Raw genomic sequence first — 24,469 nt, 5'->3', positions numbered from 1 at the left:
AATTAATTTGAATTAATTTCATAAAGGGTTGGAAACATTTTACCACTTAAATCATCACCATTTTTATATCCATTAGCTTCCATAATTAATCTTTCTTCTCTAGCCCAATCACCTCTATAAATTATTTTTGAATTTTCTTTCGCCATTCTAAGTGTAAATCTATTTACATCTGATTTTGGAGTAGTTTCGTGTAAAGCTCCATGCAAAGTCCTAATATCAAAATATACACAATCTCCTACTTCTAAATCCCATTCTAAAAATTCATAATTTTCTTTATTAGAAATTATATCTGGGGTTAATTCATACTTAACACCATTAACAACTCCTTCTGCTCCATCAACTTTATGACCGTCTTTAAAACGAGTTCTTAGGAATAATTTATCCCACAAATGAGAGCCTTTTATCCAAGCTATAGAATCTTCTTTTCTTACTGGTTCAAGAGGTATCCACAAAACACACATTGAACCTTCAAAATCAAAATAAGAAATATCATGATGAAATGGTGGTTTAGATGTAGAGCCAGCTTCTCTAAAAAACCAATTATCCATTACTAAATTAATCTGCTTAGCATCTAGTAATTCAGAGGCAATTTTAGCTGTAGGTGAATTAAAAACAAAATTCTCAAATTCTTTATGTAAGTTCCATGTCCAAAAATCCTCTAAATAACAAGGTAAATTTGGATCTGTGGTATGATTAGTAAACCTGGGGCTTGGATTATTTTTTGCTTTATTTATTCCAGATCTTAAAAGCTCAATCCATTTGATATCAAATTTATTTCTTAAAAATACCGCTCCATCTCTTTTAAATAGTTTGATCTCATTATCATTTAAAATTTGACTCATAGATTATTTAAGAAATAATACTCAATATATCATATGAATATTCTCAAAGATAGTTTTGGGCGGAGGTTTCAATACATAAGATTGTCAATATCTGATGTGTGTAATTTTAAATGTGGCTACTGTTTACCTGATGGTTATAAGATAGATAAAAGTGATAACAGAACTTTTATCACTAAAGAAGAAATTGGAAGACTTGCAAAAGCTTTATCAGAATTAGGTGTATCTAAAATAAGATTAACTGGAGGAGAGCCTACAGTTAGAAAAGATTTTTTGGATATAATTAAAATAATTAAAAAAAATTCAGGTATTAAAAAAACTGTAATTACTACTAATGGATATCACTTAGATAGAATTGCAGATGATTTAAATAAGAGTGGTCTTGATGGTATAAATATAAGTATTGATAGTCTTGATCCAAAGACTTTTAGAAAAATTACTGGACATGATAGATTAAATGAAATTTTAGAAGGAATTAAAAAATTACAAAAACTAAATTTTAAAAATATTAAAGTTAATGCAGTCCTTCTTAGAGGTGTTAATGATAAAGAAGAAGATTTTAAAAGTTGGGCTAATTTTATAAAAAATAATCAAATTGATTTTAGATATATAGAATTAATGCAAACTGGAGATAATTTAGATTATTTTAATCAGTATCATGTGTCTGCAAATAAATTTACAGATTATTTAAATAATAATAATTGGGTGATTCAAACATTTGGTAAAGATGCTGGTCCTTCAAAGAATTATATAAATCCTGAATACAAAGGAAAATTTGGTGTTATTGCACCCTACTCAAAAGATTTTTGTAAGAGTTGTAATAGACTAAGAATAACTGCCAAGGGTGATTTAAGATTGTGTTTATTTGGAAATACTGGAATAAATATTAGACACTTGATGCAAAGAGATGACCAAACTGAAGAACTGAAAGATTTAATTTTGAAACAATTAAATTATAAAAAAGAATCTCACTATTTAGAAATAGGAGAAACAGGATTAACAAAAAATCTATCAACAACAGGTGGATAAGATGAAAAATTTAAAGATTGTAACTAACAACGATTTAAAAAACTGGGCAAAAGAAATTTTTAAAAAAAATTCATTTAAAATGATTGATGTTTCTGAAAAAAAAGAAACTTTCCGTAGAGCTTTGGCATCAGGAAAAATTTATGTTGGCAAAGAGGTATTTGAACTTATTAAAAGTAAAAAGATGCCTAAAGGTGATCCAATTACTTTAGCAGAAGTTTCGGCAGTATTAGGTGTTAAAAAAACAAGTGAATTAATACCTTTGTGTCATCCTCTTCCAATAGATCATACGGCTACTAAAATCATAATGAATGAAGAAGATAGTTCACTAGAAGTATACTGTGTGGTTTCCACCTATGCCAAAACAGGTGTAGAGATGGAAGCAATAATGGGTGTAAATACAGCTCTGATTACAATTTACGATTTAAGCAAAATTGTAAATCCTCATCTAAAAATAGATAATGTAAAATTATTAATTAAAGAAGGTGGAAAAACTGGATTATGGAAAAATCCAGATGGAATTCCGAATTTTTTAAAAGATTTTTTCTAAACTTTATGAAAGTTAAAATTGAGTTGTTTGGAGCTGCTAGAGATTTTAATGACCAAAATTTATTAGAACTAGATCTGGGTCAAAAAACAACAATCAAGGATATAAGGAATAAAATAATTCAATATGTAGATCAGAAATTCAATGGAAATGAAAATTATATAAAAATCATTAACTCTTCAGCTTTTTGTTCAGAAAAAAATAATATTGTTAGCGACAATTATAAAATCACAAACAATGAAAAAATTGGTATTATTCCTCCAATTGGAGGAGGCTAATGCTTCATACTGACATTATAGATAGTAAAGTTAAAAAATTATCATTAATTGATGCTGAAAAATTTATAGCATCCAATGATTTTGGAGCATCACTAATTTTTAGTGGCACAGTTCGTAATCAAAATAATAATAAAAGTGTTTTAGGTATTACATATGATAGCCATGATGCTTTGGTAATAAAAAGTTTTGAAGAAATTTATAGTGAGGCAGAAGAAAAACTAAACATAAAGAATAAGAGTGTTTTTATTGAACATGCCAAAGGTTACTTAAACTTAGGCGAAATTAGTATTATTATAGCAGTTGCGTGCAAGCATAGAGATGAGGCTTATGTACTATCAAGATATATAATTGAAGAAATTAAAAAAAGGTCTCCTATATGGAAAAAAGAACATTACACAAATAATCAAAGTGATTGGTTAAAAGGAAATCCTATTATTCATGAAAAAAATTAAGTATTCAGAAATAACACCAGAGAAAATTTATAAAAATAGAAGATCTTTTGTTAAATCTCTTGGGTATGGAGCAAGTTCTTTAGCTTTAGCCACAATTCCTTTTGCAAGTCAATCTCAAGCTGATGATAGGAATGAACTTACAAGTTTTAAAGATATAACAACTTATAATAATTATTATGAGTTCGGTACTTCAAAGAGTGATCCTTATGTTAATTCACAAAATTTTAAAACATCACCATGGACAATAAGTATAGAGGGTGAAGTTGAAAAACCTATCAAAATTTCTATGGAAGAAATAACCGAAACATTTACCTCTGAAGAAAGAATATACAGATTAAGATGTGTAGAAGGATGGTCAATGGTAATTCCATGGATGGGTTTTTCGTTAAGTAAATTATTGTCAAAAGTAAACCCAACTAGCAAAGCAAAGTATATTGAATTTGAAAGTGTTTATGATCCTGAACAAATGAAAGGTCAAAGATATCCGGTTTTGAATTGGCCTTACAAAGAAGGATTAAGAATAGATGAAGCAATGCACCCTTTAACTACAGTTGTGACTGGTTTGTATGGTAAAAAACTTCCAAATCAAAATGGAGCGCCTCTGAGAATATTTATCCCTTGGAAGTATGGTTTCAAAAGTGCAAAAGCAATTGTTAAGATTAAATTTGTAGAAAAAATGCCGACTTCTTCATGGATGTGGGCATCTCCACGAGAATATGGATTTTACTCTAATGTTAATCCTAATGTAGATCATCCTAGATGGTCTCAAGCAACAGAAAGAATAATTGGTAAAGATATTTGGGTGCCAAGAGTAAAAACACTTATGTTCAATGGTTATGGAGATGAAGTCGCAAATTTATACACAGGGATGGATCTAAAAAAATATTTTTAATGAGAAAATATTTTAAACCAGGTGTATTTATTTTAAGCACAATTCCGTTTTTATTAATTTTTTATAAAATATACTTCAATAAACTGGGGCCAGAACCTGTAAAAGAAATTACTCATTTTACTGGAGAGTGGACTTTAATATTTATCTGTCTAACATTAAGTATGACACCACTTAAAAGGCTAACTAATTTAAATATTTGGATAAGTTTTAGAAGAATGTTGGGATTGTTTGTATTTTTTTACGCATCTCTTCACCTGCTTACTTACATAGGTATAGATTATAGATTTAATTTACAGCCAATACTTGATGATGTTCTGAAAAAAAAATATATCTTTATTGGATTTGCGGCATGGGTATTACTGCTTCCATTGGCAATTACATCTTCTCAAATGATGATGAAGTTATTAAAAAATAATTGGAAAAAATTACACAGATTAATTTATGTAATAGCGATATTTGGAGCTCTTCATTATATATGGTTATCTAAAACAATTTTTTTTAGACCACTAGTATATTTGGCAATAATACTTGTTTTACTTGCTTTAAGAATTAAAATTAAAAATAGGAACGTAAATTATGGATGACAATCTAAAAAAAGAAATTCAATCAGCTACACTTGAAAGATTAATAAAACATCTAGATGAGAGAAAAGACGTTCAAAATATTGATTTAATGAATTTAGCAGGATTTTGCAGAAATTGTTTGTCTAGATGGTACAGAGAAGAAGCTGAAAAAAAAGGAGTAGAAATATCAGATCCTGATGCAAGGCAACGTATTTATGGAATGCCCTACTCTGAATGGAAAGAAAAATACCAAAAATAACTTTCTATTCAATTCAAGTTAATGTTTGCTTATTTAAGTCTATTTATTATTTCGTTTTTAGCGGCAACTATACTTCCTTTTTCATCAGAGGCTATATTGGCAACTTATCTATTATCAGAAACTTATAATAAATTTTTGTTAATATTTTTTGCAAGTTTTGGAAATATTTTAGGATCTATCTTCAATTGGTTTCTAGGAATTTATTTACTTAAATTTCAAAATAAAAAATGGTTTCCATTTAGTAGAACACAAATTGATAGGTCGTCTAAGTGGTTTAAAAAGTATGGTAAATGGTCTTTGTTATTTGCCTGGGTACCAATTATTGGTGATCCACTTACTTTTGTCGCTGGAACGATGAGAATTAAATTTTTAATTTTTTTATTGCTTGTAAGTTTTGGAAAAATAATGAGATATTTTTTTATTTCTCTTTTAGTCTAGGAAACAATTCAACAAAATTACAAGGTTTATGATTAATATCTAATTGATGTTTAAGGATACCGTCCCAAGCATCTGTTACTCCTCCTGAGGATCCTGGTAAGGCAAATATGTATTTACCATTTGATAGAACTGCACAAGCTCTAGATTGAATTGAAGACGTACCAACTGTTTTTAAACTAATAGTCCTAAAAACTTCGCCAAATCCTGGAATATGTTTATCTGCTATTTCATCAACAGCTTCGGGTGTAATATCTCTTCCAGTTAAACCTGTGCCACCAGTTGTAATGATAACATCAATATCTTTATGATTAGTCCAGTCTTTTAGAATTTTAACTATATCTTCTTTATTATCTTTACAAATTTTTCTATCAATTAATTGATGATTTGCCTCTTTAATTTTTTCAACCAAGATCGCACCAGATTTATCGTTATCAATTGTTCTTGTATCTGTTACAGTTAGTAAAGCTATATTTACAATCATAAATAAATTTTTTTAATGATTATACTTACAATATTTTTTTTTATAACTGCAGTATTATATTCAAGCATAGGATTTGGTGGTGGCTCTACTTATCTTGCATTACTTTTAATTTGGGATGTCCCTTACTATATTTTTCCAATTTTAGCTTTGATTTGTAATATTATTGTAGTTTCTGGAAATTCTATAAATTTTTTAAAATCAAAGAATATTAATTTTAATTTACTTTATCCTTATTTAATTGGTTCTATACCTCTTGCTTTTATTGGAGCATCTATCTCAATTGACAAAAATTTATTTGAGATTTTACTTTTCTTTATTTTAATATTAGCTGGAATTTTTTTACTTATTGAAAGCAAATCTTTTAACAAACAAGAAATTGTTATTAAAAAAATACCCCTAGTTTTATCAATACTAATAGGATCAATAATTGGTTTTATATCTGGTTTGGTTGGAATTGGTGGTGGGATATTTTTAAGTCCTATTTTATTTTTGATGAAAGCAGGATTTCCAAAGCATATAACAAGTACTGCTTCTTTGTTTATTTTAGTAAATTCAGTATTTGGTATAGGTGGACAGTTAACAAAGGATATAGTTTTCAACGAATTTTTGAATTACTGGCCACTATTTATTGCTGTATTAATTGGTGGTCAAATAGGAAGTTTTTTAAATATAAAATTCTTATCTAACAAAATATTAGCTCTGTTAACTGCATGCTTAGTAATTTTTGTCGCTATAAGAATGGGCATAACACTTATAGCTTAAGTTGAATTAATTATTATTTGATATATTTAATCTTTCATGAAAAATTTTAAACCATTTGGGCCTTCAATAGGAAAATCTAAAATTTCTAAAAAATTTTTAGAGAAACTTAACAAAGAAGTTGATACAAAAATCTTCTCAAAATCAAATGATTATAGTTCAAAATTAGCAAGTCAAATTAGAAAAGAAGTTCAAATTTCTAAAAGTTTTATAAAAAAAAATTTGGAAAAAGAATTAATAAAAAATATTAAAATTTTTCTAACTAAAGAACATATTAAAAAAATTAAAGAAATTAAAATTTTAAACCTATGGGTCGTTAGCCAATATAAAAATGAGTATAATCCTATACATTATCATGAGGGTGATTTGTCAGGAGTTGGTTATTTAAAAATACCTAAACATATGACTAAAAATAAAAATGTTAAAAATAAAAAAATAAAAACCAATGGTACGATTGATTTTATTAATGGGCAAAAAGCTTTTCTTTCAAAAAGTATTTTTAATTTGATACCAAAAAAAGGCGATCTTTTAATATTTCCCAATTACTTAATGCATACAGCCTACCCATTTAATATTGAGGAAGAAAGAAGATCATTTTCTTTCAATGCTAAAATAATTTTTAATAAATAATTTACAAATTTTAATAATATTATATAAATCTAATTGCCGATTTGATCCTATTGCGGGCATAAACTGCTAAAATGGAAATTCCCAATAGATCTAATTAGCAAGGTATTTGAACTATATTGTGCACCTGCATTTCGCTTAAGCACTAAAAAAGTGAGGATAAAATGAATAAGGATTTTTTTAAAACAACAAAAATTTTAGATGGTGGAATGGGTCAAGAATTATTGGCCAGAGGTATGGAGCCTAAAGGAACTTTGTGGAGTGCAAATGCTTTAATTGAGGAAAAATACCACAACTTAATACTTAATATTCATAATGATTTTATTAAATCGGGAGCTGATGTAATTGTAACTACAACTTTTACAACGAGAAGAAAAAGATTGAGAGAAAATGGAATAGAAGATCAATTTAAATTCTTAAATCAGAAAGCCTGTGAAATTGCACAAAAAGCTAAATTAAATAATCCACATATTAAGATTGCAGGAGGACTCCCGCCTCAAGATTTGACATATGAAGAAGACAAGAGAAGTGAAAAAGAAATTACAAAAGATCATTTGGAATTAGCAGAAATACTAAACCCTTCAGTAGATTTTTTCTATTTTGATGTATGGAGCAGTATCAAAGAAATTAGATGTGGAATAGAAGCTATTAAAAAATTTAATAAACCATACTTGGTTGGGGTTCATATTTCTGAGGGAAACTCTTTACCAAGTGGAGAAAAAATTTCTGAAATTAATTCAATAATTACCGAAAATTGCCTAGGAGTAATTCTAGCATGTGTTTCACCTGAAAATTATGAGAATAATTTAGATGAAATTCAAAAACTTAAAGTTCCATTTGGTTTCAAATTAAACGGATTTGTCACAACTAAACCAAAAGGTGGTTATACTTCTCAATATAAAGAGAATGATGGATCTAACCCCAATAGTTTTTTAGGTCAAAGAAAAGATTTAGATCCTGAAAAAATATCAATTTTTGCAAAAAAATTTAGAGAAAATGGAGCAACTATTCTTGGAGGATGTTGTGAAACTCGGCCTTCACATATAGAGGCAATTAAAAACACTATTTAAATTTTGTACCTTTTCTTACAAAATAGATACCTGTAGCAACTGCTATCAATGAAATTATAACTTTCGTTGTTATTAATTCTTTTAAAAAGATATAACTTAAAATGGTACCAAATATTGGAATTAAATAAGATACTTGAGATTGAAAAATTAAACCATTGTTAATTAAAATTCTAAATCTCAATAACCAAGCAATTCCAGTAGATACCAAACCAAGATAAACAACTGAAATAGTAGAATCTAATCTTGGAACAGTTTTCCAAGGTTGTTCAATTAAACATACTAAAGGTAATAATATAATAGTAGCCCAAATCAAAATTGAACTGGTTACATTTTCATTTTTTTTCTTACTTATTTTTAATGTTAAAAGACCTCCAATTACATAACAAGTAGCACCTAACAAAATTAATAATGCTGAAGTAAAGTTATTTTCATTAATTAATAAATTATCTGAAAATAAATAAACTATTCCTGAAAAACCAATTAGAACTCCAGTTGTTCTAATTAAATTAAATTTTTCATTTTTGGTGTAAAAATGTCCTAGTACTACTGAGCTAAGTGAAGTTGATGACATTAAAATTGCTGCTAAGTTACTTTGAACAGATTTTACTCCATATGCTATTAAAAAAAATGGAGCTACTAAATTTATAAATCCAATCATTGCAAACCAATGCCAATCTTTTGAAAATGCCTCGATTTTAATTTGTTTATAAAAGCAAAGTAGCAAAACTGGAATTGAACCAAAAAAAACTCTTAGAAATGCAATCGTAACAGGTCCAAACGAATAGGTTGCTATTTTAATATTAAAAAAAGCAGATGCCCAAATCAATGCTAGCAACGTTAATAAACTATAATCAATTAGTTTTGGTTCTCTCATTCAATAATATCTTCTGGTGTTCCGTTTGTTATTTCAATTAACTTATTATAATTTATTTTGAAAACAGCATTTGGATGTCCAGCTGCTCCAAATATATCGGGGAATCTCTCAAGACTTTTATCAATAAAGATTTTACATCGCTTCAAGTGCCCTACTGGAGACACTCCACCAATTGTATATCCAGTATTTTCTTTAACAGCTTCAGGAGATGCCATAGACACGTCTTTTTCATTGAGAATTTTTTTTAATTTATTTAATGAGCAACGTTTGTCTCCAGATACTAAACTTAATATATAATTGTCACCTGCCCTAAAAAGTAAACTTTTAACAATGGCACCAACGTTGCAACCCAAAGCTGTAGCAGCATCATTGGCTGTTCTTGCTGTTTTTTCTAATAAGATAACATTTAAATTTTGATCGAATGATTTAAGAGCTTTTTCTGCCCTTTTTACCGGTTCTTTATTTAGTATTGATTCCATTGAATTTATTAAATTCCTTAATTTGATTGAGTAGATACACTACTTATGTAAAAAATGCATAGGTGTTATTTATTAAATAAGCATTATTTTTTAACTTTTTTTTGCTAATTAGGCTCCATCAAAATTACATAGGAGACAAAATGAGTGCAGAAAACGTTTTAAAATATATTAAAGAAAAAGAAGCAGAATTTGTAGATTTAAGATTTACTGATCCAAGAGGAAAACTTCAACATTTAACTATGGATGCATCAATAGTGGATGCCGACATGCTTAATGAGGGAGTATTTTTTGATGGTTCATCTATTGCTGGATGGAAAGCAATTAACGAATCTGACATGATTTTAAAACCTGATACTGCAAGAATGTTCATGGATCCTTTCACGTCTCATAATACTGTAGTTTTGTTCTGTGATATTTTAGATGCAATCAAAAAAGATCCTTACGAAAGAGATCCAAGAGGAGTTGCAAAAAAAGCAGAGGAATATTTAAAAGCTTCAGGTATTGGTGATAAAGCGTTTTTTGGACCTGAGCCAGAATTTTTTGTTTTCGATGATGTAAGAATTAAAAATGATATGAATGAAAGTGGATTTAAAATAGATAGTAAAGAAGGTCCATATAATTCAGGTAAAGAATATGAAAATGGAAATATGGGTCATAGACCTCAAATCAAAGGAGGTTATTTCCCTGTGCCACCTGTTGATAGTGAGCAAGATATGCGTGGTGAATATTTAAAAAATTTAAAAGAAGTTGGCATCAAAGTTGAAAAACATCACCATGAAGTTGCTCCAAGTCAACACGAACTTGGTATGTATTTTGGAACTTTAGTTGACCAAGCAGATAATGTTCAACTTTATAAGTATGTAGTTCAAATGGTAACACATTCATTTGGGAAAACTGCAACTTTCATGCCAAAACCAGTTGCAGGTGATAATGGTTCAGGTATGCATATTCACCAATCTATTTGGAAAGGTGATACTCCTGTATTTTCAGGTGAAGCATATGCAGGACTTTCAGAAACTGCATTACACTATATTGGTGGAATTTTAAAACATGCTAAAGCGATTAATGCTTTTGCTAACTCTACAACAAATAGTTACAAAAGATTAATACCTGGTTTTGAAGCTCCAGTATTATTAGCTTACTCTGCAAGAAACAGATCGGCATCATGTAGAATTCCAATTACTCTAAGTAAAAAAGGTGCGAGATGTGAAATTAGATTTCCAGATGCAGCAGGTAATCCTTACCTAACATTTGCAGCAATGCTAATGGCTGGTATTGATGGAATTAAAAACAAAATACATCCGGGTGAGTCTTTTGATAAAGATTTATATGAATTACCACCAGAAGAAGTAAAAGCCATACCAACTGTTTGTGGATCTTTAAGAGAAGCAATGGAAAGTTTAGATAAAGATAGAGAGTTTTTAACTCAAGGTGGTGTATTTACTGACGACCAAATCGATGCTTATATAGCTCTTAAGTTTGAGGAAATTCATAAATTTGAACACGCACCTCATCCTGTAGAGTTTGAGATGTATTACAGTAGTTAATATTTAATTACTGTTTGGTTGTTGCAATTGTATCTTTGTTAATACCTTTTTTAACAACGTAATCTTGAGTACCGTTTGCACCGGTCTCAACTTCTTTACGTAAATCTTTAAAGAATGTTCTTTCTTTAATTGTATCTTTTAGGTTTTTAACAAGATTTTTAAATTCAAATTTGTTCATACCTAATATATATACTAGGTATGCATATTACGCAATACTGATATGCGTTAAATGGGAATATTCAACTTTTGCTAGATTTTAAAGGATTCTCCGCAACCACATCTCTCTGTTTCGTTGGGATTATTGAAAACAAAAGAAGAAGATAGCTCTTCTTTTTTGTAATCCATTTCTGTTCCAAGCAAATACATAATAGCTGCAGAATCAACAAATACTTTTACACCTTTTTCCTCAATGACTTCATCATTTGGATTTACTTCTTTGGTATACTCCATGACGTAAGACATACCAGCACAACCTCCTGATTTAACTGAAACTCTTACACCTAAAGAATCTTTTTCTGCATTAGACATAATTTCTTTAATTCTTTCCGCAGCATTATCACTTAATTTAATAATTGGATTCATTATAAATTTAACTCCAGTTTTGCAGCTTCTGACATCATGTCTTTATTCCAAGGTGGGTCCCAAACTAATTCAAGATCAACGTCCTCAATACCCTCAACTTGCATTGCACCATCTTTAACTTCTTTAGGCAAACTTTCAGCAACTGGACAATTAGGAGTGGTCAAAGTCATTTTAATTTTTGCAAATTTATCATCCTCAACTTTAATATCATAAATCAAACCTAGTTCATAAATATTAACTGGTAACTCAGGATCATAAATTTTTCTAATTTCCTCAATAATTTGATCTTTTTTCGACATAATTAATTTTCTGTTTTAACCTCATCAGTTTTATTATCAAAAGCTGAGACTAGTGTATGCCAAGATAGTGTTGCACACTTTACTCTCATTGGATATTGTTTTACTCCAGATAAACACATTAGTTTTGTTTTTTCATCTTCTTTAAGATTTTCTGATTTAAGCTCAGGATTTTCTTTAATCATCCCTAAAAAATCTTCAACAATTTCTTTTGCTTCATTTTCATTTTTGCCTTTAATTAAATCAGTCATTATTGATGCAGAAGCCATAGAAATTGCACAACCACTACCTTCAAATGAAATATCTTCTACAATTCTTTGACCATTTAATTTTAAATAGACATGAACGTTATCGCCACACAGTGGATTGTTGCCTTTGGCATCTTTATTAAAATCTTCTGTCTTACGAAGATTTCTTGGATTTTTTCCATGCTCTAAAATTATTTCTTGATATAATTCTTTTAAATTCATTTTAAATTAAATATTTTCTTACAGTTATTTATTGCATCATTAAGTTTATCTAAATCTTCTTTGGTATTATATATTCCAACGGAAGCTCGTGCGCTCGCTGGTATATTAAGTTTGTCATGTAAAATTTGACAGCAATGATGACCAGCTCTTATTGCAACTCCGTCTTCATCTAAAATTGTTGCGATGTCATGAGGATGCACACCTTCTAAAGTGAAAGACAAAACTCCACCTTTATTTTTTGGATTTCCAATTAATTTTACTGAATTATTTTTTTTTAATAATTCCTGGCCATACTCAACTAATTCTGCTTCATGTTTCATAACATTTTCAATACCTACGCTCTCCAGAAATTTAATTGATTGATCAAAAGCAATAACTTGCGCTGTAGCCATAGTTCCAGCTTCATATTTATTAGGTAAATCACCATAGGTAATTCTATCTTTTTTAACCTCTCTAATCATTCCTCCACCGCCTTGGTAAGGAGGAAGTTCATCCAACCACTTTTTCTTACCATAAAGAACCCCTAATCCTGTAGGGCCATACATTTTATGACAAGAAATTGCATAAAAATCACAATCTAAATCTTGCATATCTAGCTTTAAATGAGGAGCTCCTTGGCAACCATCTACGACAACTATTATTCCTTTTGAATGTGCTAAATCAGTAATTTCTTTTACAGGTAATATTGCTCCAGTCACATTTGATAAATGAGTAATTGAAATAACTTTTGTATTAGGAGTAATTTTCTTTTCAATTTCTTCTAGTGTAATTTCTCCCTCTTCATTTATTTCTGCAAAATTAATTTTTATATTTTTAGATTTTCTTAAAAAATGCCAAGGTACATAATTTGAATGATGTTCTAATTCGGTAATTAATATTTCATCACCTTCGTTTAAATGATTTTGACCCAATGTATTAGCAACAAGGTTTAATGCTTCGGTAGCACCTTTGGTAAATACTATTTCATTTTTATCTTTAGCATTAATATATTTTTGAACTGATGTTCTAGTATTTTCATATAAATTTGTTGCAGCAACCGCAAGATAGTGAACACTTCTACCAACATTAGAAAATTGTTTGGTATAAAATTCATTAATTCTATCTACCACTACTTTTGGTTTTTGTGATGAATTTGCACTATCCAAATAAACCAAATCATTATTTTGGATTTTCTCATCAAATATTGGAAATTCTTTTTTAACTTGATCTATGTTCATACATTTATACCTGATAATTTTTTAACTAATTTTTTTACATCTTCATTAGAAATTTTTTCAATTACCTCGTTAAGAAAACCATTTGTTAATAATTTTTTTGATTCTGAATAACTGAGACCTCTAGACATTAAATAAAAAATTGAATTTTCATCAATATTTCCTGATGTAGATCCATGTGAACATTTAACATCGTCTGCATATATTTCTAATTCTGGTTTAGCATTAAATTCAACACTTTCATTTAACAATAAAGCTCTACTTAATTGGTATCCATCTGTTTTTTGTGCTTCAGGACTTACAAAAATTTTACCTTGATAAATACCTTTTGATTTATCATTCAATACACTTTTAATTAATTGATAACTTTTACAATTTTCTTTTTTATGATTAATTACAGTTTTTATTTCATGATGTTTTTCATTTTCTAAATTGATAATTCCATTTAATGCAATAGAACCATATTCGTCATCTAGATTGCAATTGATATCTTGTTTTATAAATTTTGAACCTTCTGATAAAATAAAATATTCTAAATGACTATTTTTAGATAAATTAATATCTTTGTTGAAATACTTTATATTTTCTGAAGTATTTGAGTCTAGACTGTAATTTTTTAAAATTGAATTATCTCCAATCTTAATTTTTTGTCTAAAATTAATGAAATTTTTTTCAGAATTTTCATTTAAAAAATTAACTACACACAATGAACTGTCATCTTCTAAATTAATATCTACTCTAGAATTAATTGCAGAAGATTTTAAACCATCACTTAAATAATTAAATAAAATCAAAGGTTTTTTAACATTGTAACCTTTTTTAATAGTAATTTTCGAAACACTAGTAAGAAATGCTGAATTCAAATTTAAAAGAGTATTTTGATAAACAGTATCATCTAAGTCTAAATTCTGATCGACTAAGATTTTATCTTTAGCTTCGTGTTTAAAATCAAAATCATATAATTTTCCATCAACAAAAGTTATTTTATTATGTTCAAATTCTAGTGGAAAATCTTTTTCTTCAAAAATTTTATTTTGATCAACAATAAAGTTTAAATTGTCAAAATTTTTTGAAATAATTTGATTTATATCTGAAAATTTCCAATCCTCATTTCTTTTATTTGGTAAGCCTTTTTCAAAATAATTATTAAAATTTTCTTGTTTAATTTTTTTCTGACTATCAGAAAAATTATTTAAACTAATAATTTTATCAAAATTTAATTTAAGTTCATTTTGCATTAATTAAAATCCTCATAACCTACTTTTTCCAATTCTTTTGCTAATTCAAAATCACCTGATTTAATAATTTGTCCATTTTTAAGAACATGAACAAAATCAGGTTTGATATAATCCAACAATCTTTGATAATGAGTTATTATTAAAAAGGAATTGTTTTTATTTCTTAGTGAATTAACTCCTTCTGAAACTATTCTTAAAGCATCTATATCTAATCCTGAATCTGTTTCGTCTAGAATTGATAATTTTGGATTTAGGATAGACATTTGTAAAATTTCATTTTTTTTCTTTTCTCCACCCGAAAATCCAACATTTAATTGACGGTTTAAAATTTTTTCATCAAATTTTAGTTCTGCAGATTTTTCTTTTATTAATTTTAAAAATTCAATTGCATCTAACTCTTTTTCGCCTCTAGCTTTTTTAATTGCATTTATTGATGTTTTTAAAAAAGTGTTTGTATTAACACCTGGTATTTCCATTGGATATTGGAACGCTAAAAAGATTCCCTTATGAGCTCTTTCTTCTGTTTCTAATTCTAATAAGTTTTCTCCATCAAATGTAACTTTACCATTTATTTCGTAACCTTTTTTGCCTGACAAAATATTTGATAATGTGCTTTTTCCAGATCCATTTGGACCCATAATTGCATGAACTTCTCCTGGTTTAATATCTAAATTTAAACCTTTTAATATTTCTTTTTCATCAATCTTTGCTTTAAGATTTTCTATTGACAACATCTATCCAACACTCCCCTCTAAACTAATACCCACAAGTTTTTGTGCTTCTACTGCAAATTCCATTGGCAACTGCTGCAGAACTTCTTTACAAAAACCGTTTACAATTAAACTAACTGCCTCTTCTTGATTTAATCCTCTTTGATTACAGTAATATAGCTGTTCATCACTAATTTTTGATGTTGTTGCTTCATGTTCTATATTTGATTTAAGATTTTTATTCTTGATATAAGGAATTGTGTGAGCTCCACATCTGTTGCCCATTAATAAAGAGTCACATTGAGTAAAGTTTCTAGAATTATCAGCTTTTGAAGATATATCTACTAATCCTCTGTACATCATATCTGATTTACCTGCTGAAATTCCTTTTGAAATTATTTTACTTTTTGTGTTTTTTCCTAAGTGTATCATTTTAGTTCCAGTGTCAGCTTTTTGATGATTGTTTGTAATTGCTATAGAATAAAACTCACCGACAGAATTATCACCTTTCAAAATACAACTTGGATATTTCCAAGTAATTGCTGAACCAGTTTCTACCTGGGTCCAAGAAATTTTAGAATTTTTACCTTTGCATAATCCTCTTTTAGTAACAAAATTATATATTCCACCTTTTCCATCCTTATCTCCTGGATACCAATTTTGAACTGTTGAATATTTTATTTCTGCATCGTCAAGAGCAATTAATTCAACATTAGCTGCATGCAATTGATTTTCATCTCTCATTGGAGCTGTACATCCTTCTAGATAGCTTACATAACTTCCTTTATCAGCTATGATTAATGTTCTTTCAAATTGTCCTGTTTCTGATGCATTGATTCTAAAGTAAGTAGACAATTCCATAGGACATTTAACATTTTCTGGAATGTATACAAATGAGCCATCAGTAAAGACTGCAGAATTAAGAGTTGCAAAAAAATGATCAGTTGTAGGAATAACTGATCCAAGATATTTTTTAACTAATTCAGGATGTTTTTGAATAGCTTCAGACATCGAGCAAAATATAATTCCTTGCTTAGTAAGTTCTTCTTTAAAAGTAGTTGCAACAGAAACAGAGTCGAAAACTGCATCTACAGCAATACCATTTAATCTTGCTTGCTCTTGAAGGGGAATTCCTAATTTTTTATATGTCTCTAATAATTTAGGATCAAGATCATCTAAACTTTTTGGTTTATCTTTCATGCTTTTAGGAGCTGAGTAGTAGTAGAGATCCTGATAATCTATTTTAGGATATTTTGGTTTCTGCCAATCAGGCTCTTTTAGTTGTTTAAATCTTTCAAAAGCTTTTAATCTAAAATCTAACATCCATTGAGGCTCTTTTTTAATATTGGAGATAAATTTTATTACATCCTCATTCAAACCCTTAGGGGCTTTTGTATTTTCTATATCTGTTGAAAAACCATATTTGTAATCTTTCAAACTATCTATTTCTTTCTGCCTACTATCCATACTAAACTCTGTTCTCTTTATTATTTTTTAATAAGTCGTTTAAGCTTTTATTTTCAAAGAAAGTATTAATATGAACCTCGAGTTCATCCCATAGATTGTGTGTAATACATTTCGTAGCTTTACCGTTACAACCTTTTTTAGATTCTTTTTTACACTGAACAGTCTTAACTTTCTCATCTACTGCATTGAAAATATTTGTAAGTTTTATTTCACTAGGGTCTTTTGATAAAATGTAACCTCCTTGATTACCTCTAATACTTTTCACAATTTGATTTTTTTTAAGTTTTGAAAATATTTGCTCTAAAAAATCTAATGAAATTCCTTGTCTTAAAGAAATGTCTCTTAATGATACAGGGTTTATATTATCAAACCTTGCTAGATCAACTAATGCCATTACGGCATATCTTCCTTTTGATGTTAGTTTCATTTTTACCCTTAAAATGTGGGTTTTTATACATACCCGACTAAAATGGTCAAGTTTATAAAGTAAAAAAAGACTACCATTTTGTCGCTCAGTTGTGATAAACGTACATTTTTTTTGAGAACAATAATCAATTGCATATATGGATAATAAAATTTTAGAAATTTTCATACCTGGACCTGCTGGTAGATTAGAAGCTAAATATTATAAAAGTAAAAAAAATACTTCTCCTATTGCATTAGTCCTACAGCCTCATCCACAGTATGGGGGAACCATGAACAATAAAGTAGTTGTAGATACATTTCATACATTCATGGAAAATGATTTTTCAGTTTGCAGAGTAAACTTCAGAGGAGTTGGAAAAAGTGATGGAGAATTTGATAATGGTCAAGGTGAACTGGCAGATGCTGCAGCAGCATTAGATTGGTTAGAAAGAGAAAATTTTGATAATTCGCAATGTTGGGTTTCAGGATTTTCTTTTGGTTCTTTGATTGCAATGCAGCTGCTTATGAGAAGACCAGAAATAAATAGATTTATAGCCATATCTCCACAACCTAATGTCTATGATTTTTCTTTTTTATCTCCATGTCCAACATCTGGGATGGTTGTTTATGGAAAAAAAGATGAGTTGGTGCCAGTAGAATATATTACTGAATTGGATAAAAGATTAAGCGCTCAAAAAGGTATCAAAGTTGAATTTCAAACTATAACAGAAGCAAATCATTTCTTTTCTAAAACTGATGACGCTTTAACAAAAACTTTGGATAAATATATAAAAAAAGAAACAGCTTTATATTAATAATTATTTACTAGTTTGCCTCCAATGACTGGGGCATTACATCTTGTCGTACTTGGAAAAGAAATTGGTAAATTTAATTTAGATCTGATTGCTAAATAAGCAAACGCTTGGGACTCGATATAATCTCCATTCAGTTGAAAATTATCTATCACATCAAAATTATTCTTATTTAAATTTGAATTTCTAATAATTGATTCAATCAAAAATTTGTTCTTTCGACCTCCACCACAAAATAAATATTTGTTAGAATTATTTTTATTTAAAAATTTGATTCCTTCTGCAATCAAATATGCTGTAAATTCTGTAATTGTTGAACACCCGTCTTCTAAAGATAAACCTCTTGCAAAAGATATATCAAATTCTTTTACATCAAGTGATTTTGAATAAGTCTCAATTTTGAAATTATCTATTGCTTGATTTAGAATTAATTGATCAATTTTTCCAGATTTTGCAATCTTACCATCTTCATCAAAGGTTAAATTTGAATTATTCCTGATCCATTCATCTATTAAACAATTACCCGGGCCAATATCATAAGCAATTAAATCATTTTCTATATTATTGGAAATATCATTTATTATTGTAGCATTGGATATTCCTCCAATGTTAACAATGCAAATAGGTTGAGCTGAATTATCTTTTTCTTTATTTAAAAATTTATTAACTAACAATCTGTGGTAAATTGGTGTTAGAGGTGCTCCTTGGCCATTGTTATCAATATCTGCTTGTCTAAAATCGTAAATTACTTGTTTTTTTAATAATTGAGATAACAAATTGCCATCACCTAGTTGTTTAGTAATTTTAATTTTAGGGTTATGAAAAATCGTTTGACCATGGAAACCTATAAGATCAATTTCTATTCCATTTTTAAATGCTATTTTGCTGATCTTTTCAGCATGAAAAATAGTTAAAGCTCTCTCCAAATCACTCAATTCCTTAGAATATTTTGTCAAATCTTCACTACTTTTAATTTTGTCTCTTAAAGTTGATAATTGCCTATAGAGATCAATATCGTACTCAAAGTATTGATCAAAAATTAGTTCTACCTCATCATATCCGTCAGATTTAATTATTGAAACATCGACTCCATCCATAGATGTGCCACTCATTAAGCCCATAGCTGAAAATAATTTTTTTTTCATTGATATTATTTTTAAAAAAAATTTGTATATAGTAACTATAGTCTTATGAATAAATTTTTAAAAGAATTTAAAGATAGAGGATATTTCTATCAATGTACTAGTGAAGCTGACTTATCTAATTTATTAGATAAAGAAAAAATTAAAGCTTATATAGGATTTGATTGTACCGCTGAAAGTTTGCATGTTGGTAGTTTGTTGCAAATCATGTGTTTGAGATTGTTACAAAAAAATGGTCACCGGCCAATAGTATTATTGGGAGGTGGAACAACAAGAATAGGTGATCCCTCAGGAAAAGATAAAACAAGAAAAATTTTAGATGAAAATGAAATTGAAAAAAATATTAAAAATATTCAAAATATCTTAAAAAAATTTCTAGACAGTGACGATCCAAAAACTTCACCTATTTATGTCAATAATTATACCTGGCTTAAAGATTTAAATTATATTTCTTTTCTAAGAGATATAGGAAAACATTTTACCATTAATAGAATGCTTACATTTGATAGTGTAAAGCTAAGATTAGAAAGAGAACAATCACTTAGCTATATGGAATTTAATTACATGATACTCCAAGCCTATGATTTTTTAGAATTAAATAAAAAAGAAAATTGTGTTCTACAAATAGGTGGTTCTGATCAATGGGGAAACATTGTAAATGGTGTTGAACTTATTAAGAGATATTCTAATAACCAAACATATGGATTAACAACACCATTAATTACTCTAGCCACAGGTGCAAAAATGGGAAAGACTGAAAATGGTGCTATTTGGTTAGACGAAAAATATTTATCAGCTTATGACTACTGGCAATTTTGGAGAAATGTTGATGATCGGGATGTAATTAAATTTTTAAAAATGTTTACTGATATTGATATAAGCGAAATCAATGCTTTAGAGGAAAAAAATATTAATGAGTTAAAAATATTGTTAGCAAACAAAGCCACAGCTATGTTGCATGGAGAAGATGCTGCTCAAAATTCTGCACAAGCCGCAAAAGAAGCATTTTCTGGAAATTCTTTGGGCTCTAACTTACCAAGTGTTAAAATTGAAACAAAACAATTAGAAAATAATGTCAATATAATTGATTTAATAATTTTATCTAAAGCAGAAAATTCAAAAAGTGAGATAAGAAGATTAATTAAAGGTAAAGCTATTAAGATTAATGATGCTGTAGTTTCAGATGAAAAATTTATTATTAATCAGCAGCTATTTTCAGAAAATTATATAAAGCTTTCTATAGGTAAAAAAAGGCATATTAAAATTGAATTAAGTTAGTTTCTTTTAATTTTTTCAAGAGTTCTAGTTATAAACCTTGGAGTTAATGTTTTTATTGGGTTTACTGATGTTTCAAGATCTTTTGGTGGTCCTTTTATTTTAAAACTTACTCCAAAAACACCCTCTCCTGTTTTATCACCAACTAAAATTTTACCTAATAATGGAATTTTACTTATTGTTTTATTTATAGTTGTTGCTGGTACCAAAGTCCCTCTTAGACTTATCAATTTTTCTTCTTCTACATAACCACTCATTAATATTGAAATAGCTGGGCCAATTGCATAGAGCTCATCTATTGTCATTAGATTTTTATGGTTATTGAATTTCATCTCAAACTCATCAAATCTTATTCCTTCTCCAGTTAAAATATCAGCAATTCCTTGTAGGGAAGCTAGTGTTAAAATTTTTGTTAATGCTGGTACTTCTTTTAACTTAAAGTCATAAATTTTAAGATTTGATACTGATTTTTCATTTTTTTTTGTTGATATGAAATCCAAGTTGCCTTCATCAAATCCTTTTATAAATTTATATCGTTTCACCAATGGTTTTGCTCTAGATGAATAAAGTTTAGTTATTTTTTCGCCATTGTCAGTTGTTTCAATAGAAAAAATTATATTTTTATTATTTTCAAAATTTGCAGATAAATTTGCATCAACAACTTTGTTATCTTTAATCAAAATTGACCCTTGTAAATTTTTAACAAAATTAATTTCATCTATATAAATTTCATTCAGATTTAAGTTCAATTTAAAATTATTCTTAAAAATTTTATTTTCTTTTTCTTTTTTACTCTCAAGTAAATTTGTTACAATTGAATTAGCGTTTAAGAACAATCCATTTAATTTATAATGATTTTCATTTTGTCTTTGAATAATAAACTGATTTTCTTTATTTTCAGTATCAATATAATCAAAATCAATTTTATCAAACCTGTCTATTAAATAATCTTTATCCAATATTAAATTATTAATCTTAATTTTATTTGCATTATCTGTGATGTTTATATTTTCAAAATTTAAATTTTTTGAATTTCTTAATATTCCAGCGACTGCTAAATTTGTTTTTTCATTTATATTTTTTTTATAATTTAAATTTTTAATTTCAAAATCTGTTTGATTTAAAACTAATTTTAAATCAAAATTGGTTTTTTCTTTATCATTAAGAACAAAATAATTTATTTCATCATAGTTTTTATCAATTTTTATATTTCCGTTACCTGAAAGAGTTAATGAACCATTTTTATATTTAATATTGAGTTTATGATTTTGAAGGTTGAGAAATTTTTTAGTTGATGGGAAAAATTGTTTTAAGAATTCTTGATTTTTTAAATCAACACTTTTTAAATTAATATCAGATATGAATTCAAAATCCTTATCATTTTTGTTGTAAAAATATTCAATATAATCAAAATCTTTATTAAGTTTTACTTTACCTTCACCTTTGACGGTAAAATCTTTGTTTTTATACTTTAACTGTATTTTATGATTTTCAATATTTATTTGATTCTTAATAAGTGGAAAATATTCTTGGATAATTTTTTGATTTTTTAATGTTCCTTTTTTAATATTTAAATTAGTTTTAAATTCAATATCATTTTGATCTCTTTTAAAAGTATATTCAATTTTATTTGTTTTGTTGTCTAACTTAAATTCGCCTATACCATTAGCTGAAAGAGCTTTATTTTCATAAATTAATTTTAATTTATGATTATCTAATAAGATTTCACTATTTTGATTTGAAAAATAATTTGGAATTAGATTATTATTATAAATAACTTTTTTTAAACTTATATCAGAGTCTATTCTTAAATTATTTAATTTAAACTTATTTGTTATTTCAAAATTGAAAATATTCTCAGAACTAAACTTGGTATTTTTTAAATTAAAGTTATTTAAATTTGAATTTAATAGATTAATTAAATAGTTTGATAAAACTGCCTCAGAATTTTGAATTTTACCCTCTATGTAGTGATTATTATTCTTTTTGTTAACTTTTAATAATTTAGAGGAAAAATTAATTTGATCTGATGCAAATTTAATATCTTCAAATAAATATTTGTCTTTTTCAATATTAAATAAAAAATTAATATTATTAAAATCTAATCCATTAAATAATTCAAATTTTCCATCTTTCAATAATCCTTTGATTTTGTAATCATTTTTAATTTTTCCATTTTGATCTAAGTTTAGATTTAAATCAAAAATTACATATCCTTTTTTAATGAAAGTTTCCAAAATTAATAATTCTGGTTTATTGCTTGTGGCTCTTATAAATTTTACAAAATCTTTTAATAATATTGACTTTGTTGCTACCTCAAAATTAGAGGAAACTAATTTATTTTTAAGAATAGAATCAAGTGATACTTGAGTTTTTATGTATTCAAGCTCGAGTGGTCTATTTGCATAATAGATGTTTGCACCAATAGTTTTTGCATTTATTTTAAGTTTAAGAGGATCAAGAATTAATTTTACTTTTTTTAAAGATACGTCCAAATTACTATTACTTTGAACGACTGTGTCTTTTATCTGCTGATTAAATTTGTCTGTTTCTATTCCAACAATGCTTAAATAAAATATAAGTGATATTAAAAATCCTAGAAATAATAAAAAGTATTTAAAAATATTTATTTTCATTTAATTTTGTAAAGAGATTGTTCTAAAAAATCATCTAATTCTCCATCAAGAATTTTATCTGGACTTGTGCTTTCAAAATTTGTTCTGTTGTCTTTTACCAATCTATAAGGTTGCAAAACATATGATCTTATTTGATGCCCCCAACCAATTTCTGACTTATTGTTTTCTGTACTTTGGTTCTCCTCTTCTCTTTTTTTAATTTCAAAATCATACAATCTTGCTTTTAACATATTCATACAAGTTTCTTTATTTTTATGTTGCGATCTTTCATTTTGACATTGGACTACTATTTTCGATGGAATGTGAGTAATTCTTACAGCGCTATCAGTCGTGTTTACATGCTGTCCGCCAGCTCCACTTGATCTATAAGTGTCTATTCTCAAATCTTTCTCTAAAATCTCAACATTTATATTTTCATCCACTACTGGGTAAACCCAGACACTTGCAAAACTTGTGTGCCTTCTTGCTCCTGAATCAAATGGAGAAATTCTAACCAAACGATGAATACCTGACTCTTTTTTCAACCAACCAAATACATAATCACCTTCAATTTTTATTGTTGCCGATTTAATACCAGCTTCATCTCCTTTGTGCTCACTAATTAAATTTGATGTAAAACTTTTTTTATCCGACCACTTCAAATACATCCTTCTCAACATATCTGCCCAATCTTGACTTTCTGTGCCTCCAGCGCCTGCATGTATTTCTATATAGCAATCTAATGAGTCTGCTTCGTCTGATAAAAAACATTTGATTTCGTTTTTTTTTACTTCTTTTTTTAAATCTTTAATATTTTGTAATGTTTCTTCCTGAACTGCCAGATTATTTTCCTCTAAAGCAAGCTCATTCAAATCATCAAAATCATTTAATTTTTGGATAGACTGATTTAAAGAATTTACTAAATCTTCGTAGAGTTTTTTCTCTTTTATAACTTTTTTTGAATTATCTTTATCTTGCCAAAAATTGGCATCCAACATTTGAGAATTTAATTTTTCAAGTTTTGAGTAAATTTTATTGTTTTCAAAGATACTCCTTAATTCTTTGATTAATTTTATTAATTTCTTCTTTGTAATTTTGGTAATTGTTATCCA

30 protein-coding genes and 1 riboswitch are annotated in these 24,469 nt (G+C 27.7%); of the genes, 14 read left to right on the top strand and 16 right to left on the bottom strand.

Going from position 1 to position 24,469, the window contains the following annotated elements; genetic code table 11:
- Nucleotides 1-2: 2 nt before the first annotated feature.
- A complete protein-coding gene (locus ACTTA4_RS06125) occupies nucleotides 3-842 on the bottom strand; it encodes a phytanoyl-CoA dioxygenase family protein (RefSeq protein WP_440633965.1) in 840 nt (279 codons plus the stop codon).
- Between the two features lie 33 nt (nucleotides 843-875).
- Here ACTTA4_RS06125 and moaA point away from each other — a divergent pair, with 33 nt between their 5' ends.
- Genes moaA through ACTTA4_RS06085 form a run of 8 tightly spaced genes read left to right on the top strand, consistent with a single transcriptional unit; the run spans nucleotide 876 to nucleotide 5,294 of the window.
- Nucleotides 876-1,868: a GTP 3',8-cyclase MoaA gene (gene moaA / locus ACTTA4_RS06120; protein ID WP_440633964.1), complete on the top strand. Its 993-nt coding sequence runs from the start codon at nucleotides 876-878 to the stop codon at nucleotides 1,866-1,868.
- A 1-nt stretch (nucleotide 1,869) separates the two neighbouring features.
- On the top strand, nucleotides 1,870-2,415 hold the full coding sequence (moaC, locus tag ACTTA4_RS06115; protein ID WP_440633963.1) for a cyclic pyranopterin monophosphate synthase MoaC: 546 nt from the start codon (nucleotides 1,870-1,872) through the stop codon (nucleotides 2,413-2,415).
- 5 nt (nucleotides 2,416-2,420) lie between these two features.
- A complete protein-coding gene (locus ACTTA4_RS06110; RefSeq protein ID WP_262589501.1) occupies nucleotides 2,421-2,690 on the top strand; it encodes a molybdopterin biosynthesis protein MoeD in 270 nt (89 codons plus the stop codon).
- Nucleotides 2,690-3,142 (top strand): molybdopterin synthase catalytic subunit, encoded by a 453-nt coding sequence (locus ACTTA4_RS06105; RefSeq protein ID WP_440614604.1) that lies wholly within the window; start codon nucleotides 2,690-2,692, stop codon nucleotides 3,140-3,142. Before ACTTA4_RS06110 ends, ACTTA4_RS06105 begins: the two co-directional genes overlap by 1 nt.
- Nucleotides 3,129-4,034, top strand: a complete 906-nt coding sequence (msrP, locus tag ACTTA4_RS06100; protein WP_075506535.1) for a protein-methionine-sulfoxide reductase catalytic subunit MsrP — start codon at nucleotides 3,129-3,131, stop codon at nucleotides 4,032-4,034. Before ACTTA4_RS06105 ends, msrP begins: the two co-directional genes overlap by 14 nt.
- Complete coding sequence (locus ACTTA4_RS06095; protein WP_440633962.1) at nucleotides 4,034-4,618, top strand: sulfite oxidase heme-binding subunit YedZ; 585 nt, start codon at nucleotides 4,034-4,036, stop codon at nucleotides 4,616-4,618. Before msrP ends, ACTTA4_RS06095 begins: the two co-directional genes overlap by 1 nt.
- Entirely contained in the window at nucleotides 4,611-4,856 is a 246-nt protein-coding gene (locus tag ACTTA4_RS06090; RefSeq protein WP_440633961.1) for a DUF1244 domain-containing protein, read from the top strand. The genes ACTTA4_RS06095 and ACTTA4_RS06090 overlap by 8 nt, the downstream gene beginning before the upstream one ends.
- 21 nt (nucleotides 4,857-4,877) lie before the next feature.
- Complete coding sequence (locus tag ACTTA4_RS06085; protein WP_440614608.1) at nucleotides 4,878-5,294, top strand: YqaA family protein; 417 nt, start codon at nucleotides 4,878-4,880, stop codon at nucleotides 5,292-5,294.
- On the opposite strand, the gene ACTTA4_RS06080 is transcribed toward ACTTA4_RS06085, so the two are convergent.
- Nucleotides 5,275-5,775: a molybdenum cofactor synthesis domain-containing protein gene (locus ACTTA4_RS06080; protein WP_440614609.1), complete on the bottom strand. Its 501-nt coding sequence runs from the start codon at nucleotides 5,773-5,775 to the stop codon at nucleotides 5,275-5,277. The two genes, ACTTA4_RS06085 and ACTTA4_RS06080, sit on opposite strands and share 20 nt — an antisense overlap.
- A gap of 15 nt (nucleotides 5,776-5,790) precedes the next feature.
- Here ACTTA4_RS06080 and ACTTA4_RS06075 point away from each other — a divergent pair, with 15 nt between their 5' ends.
- The 3 genes from ACTTA4_RS06075 to ACTTA4_RS06065 all read left to right on the top strand — a co-directional run bounded on the left by ACTTA4_RS06075 (nucleotide 5,791) and on the right by ACTTA4_RS06065 (nucleotide 8,231).
- Nucleotides 5,791-6,537, top strand: coding sequence for a sulfite exporter TauE/SafE family protein (locus ACTTA4_RS06075; protein ID WP_440633960.1), 747 nt, complete (start codon nucleotides 5,791-5,793; stop codon nucleotides 6,535-6,537).
- 36 nt (nucleotides 6,538-6,573) lie between these two features.
- On the top strand, nucleotides 6,574-7,164 hold the full coding sequence (locus ACTTA4_RS06070) for a putative 2OG-Fe(II) oxygenase (protein ID WP_440633959.1): 591 nt from the start codon (nucleotides 6,574-6,576) through the stop codon (nucleotides 7,162-7,164).
- Nucleotides 7,165-7,255: 91 nt separating this feature from the next.
- Nucleotides 7,256-7,318, top strand: a riboswitch (SAM riboswitch).
- 7 nt (nucleotides 7,319-7,325) lie between these two features.
- A complete protein-coding gene (locus ACTTA4_RS06065; protein ID WP_440633958.1) occupies nucleotides 7,326-8,231 on the top strand; it encodes a homocysteine S-methyltransferase family protein in 906 nt (301 codons plus the stop codon).
- Here ACTTA4_RS06065 and ACTTA4_RS06060 read toward each other — a convergent pair.
- Together ACTTA4_RS06060 and ACTTA4_RS06055 are read right to left on the bottom strand one after the other, a co-directional pair.
- Entirely contained in the window at nucleotides 8,224-9,105 is an 882-nt protein-coding gene (locus tag ACTTA4_RS06060; protein ID WP_440633957.1) for a DMT family transporter, read from the bottom strand. The genes ACTTA4_RS06065 and ACTTA4_RS06060 overlap by 8 nt on opposite strands.
- Nucleotides 9,102-9,584 carry a YbaK/EbsC family protein gene (locus ACTTA4_RS06055; RefSeq protein ID WP_440633956.1) on the bottom strand — a complete coding sequence of 161 codons (483 nt, stop codon included), beginning with the start codon at nucleotides 9,582-9,584 and terminating at the stop codon, nucleotides 9,102-9,104. The genes ACTTA4_RS06060 and ACTTA4_RS06055 overlap by 4 nt, the downstream gene beginning before the upstream one ends.
- 140 nt (nucleotides 9,585-9,724) lie before the next feature.
- Between ACTTA4_RS06055 and glnA the strand changes: the two genes are divergently transcribed.
- Entirely contained in the window at nucleotides 9,725-11,131 is a 1,407-nt protein-coding gene (glnA, locus tag ACTTA4_RS06050) for a type I glutamate--ammonia ligase (RefSeq protein WP_440633955.1), read from the top strand.
- Nucleotides 11,132-11,138: 7 nt separating this feature from the next.
- Here glnA and ACTTA4_RS06045 read toward each other — a convergent pair whose 3' ends face one another.
- From ACTTA4_RS06045 to ACTTA4_RS06005, 9 genes are all read right to left on the bottom strand, one after another.
- Nucleotides 11,139-11,309, bottom strand: coding sequence for a hypothetical protein (locus ACTTA4_RS06045; protein WP_262589515.1), 171 nt, complete (start codon nucleotides 11,307-11,309; stop codon nucleotides 11,139-11,141).
- A 71-nt stretch (nucleotides 11,310-11,380) separates the two neighbouring features.
- Nucleotides 11,381-11,713, bottom strand: coding sequence for a HesB/IscA family protein (locus ACTTA4_RS06040; protein WP_075506524.1), 333 nt, complete (start codon nucleotides 11,711-11,713; stop codon nucleotides 11,381-11,383).
- Nucleotides 11,713-12,012: an SUF system Fe-S cluster assembly protein gene (locus ACTTA4_RS06035; RefSeq protein ID WP_075506523.1), complete on the bottom strand. Its 300-nt coding sequence runs from the start codon at nucleotides 12,010-12,012 to the stop codon at nucleotides 11,713-11,715. The genes ACTTA4_RS06040 and ACTTA4_RS06035 overlap by 1 nt, the downstream gene beginning before the upstream one ends.
- 2 nt (nucleotides 12,013-12,014) lie before the next feature.
- Nucleotides 12,015-12,479, bottom strand: a complete 465-nt coding sequence (gene sufU / locus ACTTA4_RS06030) for a Fe-S cluster assembly sulfur transfer protein SufU (protein WP_262589517.1) — start codon at nucleotides 12,477-12,479, stop codon at nucleotides 12,015-12,017.
- The gene (locus ACTTA4_RS06025) at nucleotides 12,476-13,696 is read right to left on the bottom strand and encodes an aminotransferase class V-fold PLP-dependent enzyme (protein ID WP_262589518.1); all 1,221 of its coding nucleotides are present in this window, start codon (nucleotides 13,694-13,696) and stop codon (nucleotides 12,476-12,478) included. The genes sufU and ACTTA4_RS06025 overlap by 4 nt, the downstream gene beginning before the upstream one ends.
- The gene (gene sufD, locus ACTTA4_RS06020; protein ID WP_440633954.1) at nucleotides 13,693-14,931 is read right to left on the bottom strand and encodes a Fe-S cluster assembly protein SufD; all 1,239 of its coding nucleotides are present in this window, start codon (nucleotides 14,929-14,931) and stop codon (nucleotides 13,693-13,695) included. Before sufD ends, ACTTA4_RS06025 begins: the two co-directional genes overlap by 4 nt.
- Complete coding sequence (gene sufC / locus ACTTA4_RS06015; RefSeq protein WP_440618646.1) at nucleotides 14,931-15,665, bottom strand: Fe-S cluster assembly ATPase SufC; 735 nt, start codon at nucleotides 15,663-15,665, stop codon at nucleotides 14,931-14,933. The genes sufD and sufC overlap by 1 nt, the downstream gene beginning before the upstream one ends.
- Entirely contained in the window at nucleotides 15,666-17,108 is a 1,443-nt protein-coding gene (sufB, locus tag ACTTA4_RS06010) for a Fe-S cluster assembly protein SufB (protein ID WP_440633953.1), read from the bottom strand.
- 1 nt (nucleotide 17,109) lies between these two features.
- Entirely contained in the window at nucleotides 17,110-17,535 is a 426-nt protein-coding gene (locus tag ACTTA4_RS06005; RefSeq protein WP_440614619.1) for an Rrf2 family transcriptional regulator, read from the bottom strand.
- 148 nt (nucleotides 17,536-17,683) lie between these two features.
- Here ACTTA4_RS06005 and ACTTA4_RS06000 point away from each other — a divergent pair, with 148 nt between their 5' ends.
- Nucleotides 17,684-18,328, top strand: a complete 645-nt coding sequence (locus ACTTA4_RS06000) for an alpha/beta hydrolase (protein ID WP_440619478.1) — start codon at nucleotides 17,684-17,686, stop codon at nucleotides 18,326-18,328.
- Here ACTTA4_RS06000 and ACTTA4_RS05995 read toward each other — a convergent pair.
- On the bottom strand, nucleotides 18,325-19,470 hold the full coding sequence (locus ACTTA4_RS05995) for an anhydro-N-acetylmuramic acid kinase (RefSeq protein ID WP_440633952.1): 1,146 nt from the start codon (nucleotides 19,468-19,470) through the stop codon (nucleotides 18,325-18,327). The genes ACTTA4_RS06000 and ACTTA4_RS05995 overlap by 4 nt on opposite strands.
- A 45-nt stretch (nucleotides 19,471-19,515) precedes the next feature.
- On the opposite strand from ACTTA4_RS05995, the gene tyrS reads away from it, so the two are divergent.
- Complete coding sequence (tyrS, locus tag ACTTA4_RS05990; protein ID WP_440633951.1) at nucleotides 19,516-20,745, top strand: tyrosine--tRNA ligase; 1,230 nt, start codon at nucleotides 19,516-19,518, stop codon at nucleotides 20,743-20,745.
- Here the strand turns inward: tyrS and ACTTA4_RS05985 are convergent.
- Together ACTTA4_RS05985 and prfB are read right to left on the bottom strand one after the other, a co-directional pair.
- Nucleotides 20,742-23,378 (bottom strand): hypothetical protein, encoded by a 2,637-nt coding sequence (locus ACTTA4_RS05985; RefSeq protein ID WP_440633950.1) that lies wholly within the window; start codon nucleotides 23,376-23,378, stop codon nucleotides 20,742-20,744. The two genes, tyrS and ACTTA4_RS05985, sit on opposite strands and share 4 nt — an antisense overlap.
- The gene (gene prfB / locus ACTTA4_RS05980) at nucleotides 23,375-24,466 is read right to left on the bottom strand and encodes a peptide chain release factor 2 (RefSeq protein ID WP_440634183.1); all 1,092 of its coding nucleotides are present in this window, start codon (nucleotides 24,464-24,466) and stop codon (nucleotides 23,375-23,377) included. Before prfB ends, ACTTA4_RS05985 begins: the two co-directional genes overlap by 4 nt.
- Between the last annotated feature and the right edge of the window lie 3 nt (nucleotides 24,467-24,469).

The organism is Candidatus Pelagibacter sp. HIMB1485 (assembly GCF_052048055.1).
GTDB lineage: Bacteria > Pseudomonadota > Alphaproteobacteria > Pelagibacterales > Pelagibacteraceae > Pelagibacter.
The sequence above is the reverse complement of the archived record's forward strand: the minus strand, read 5'-3'. Positions and strand labels throughout refer to the sequence as shown.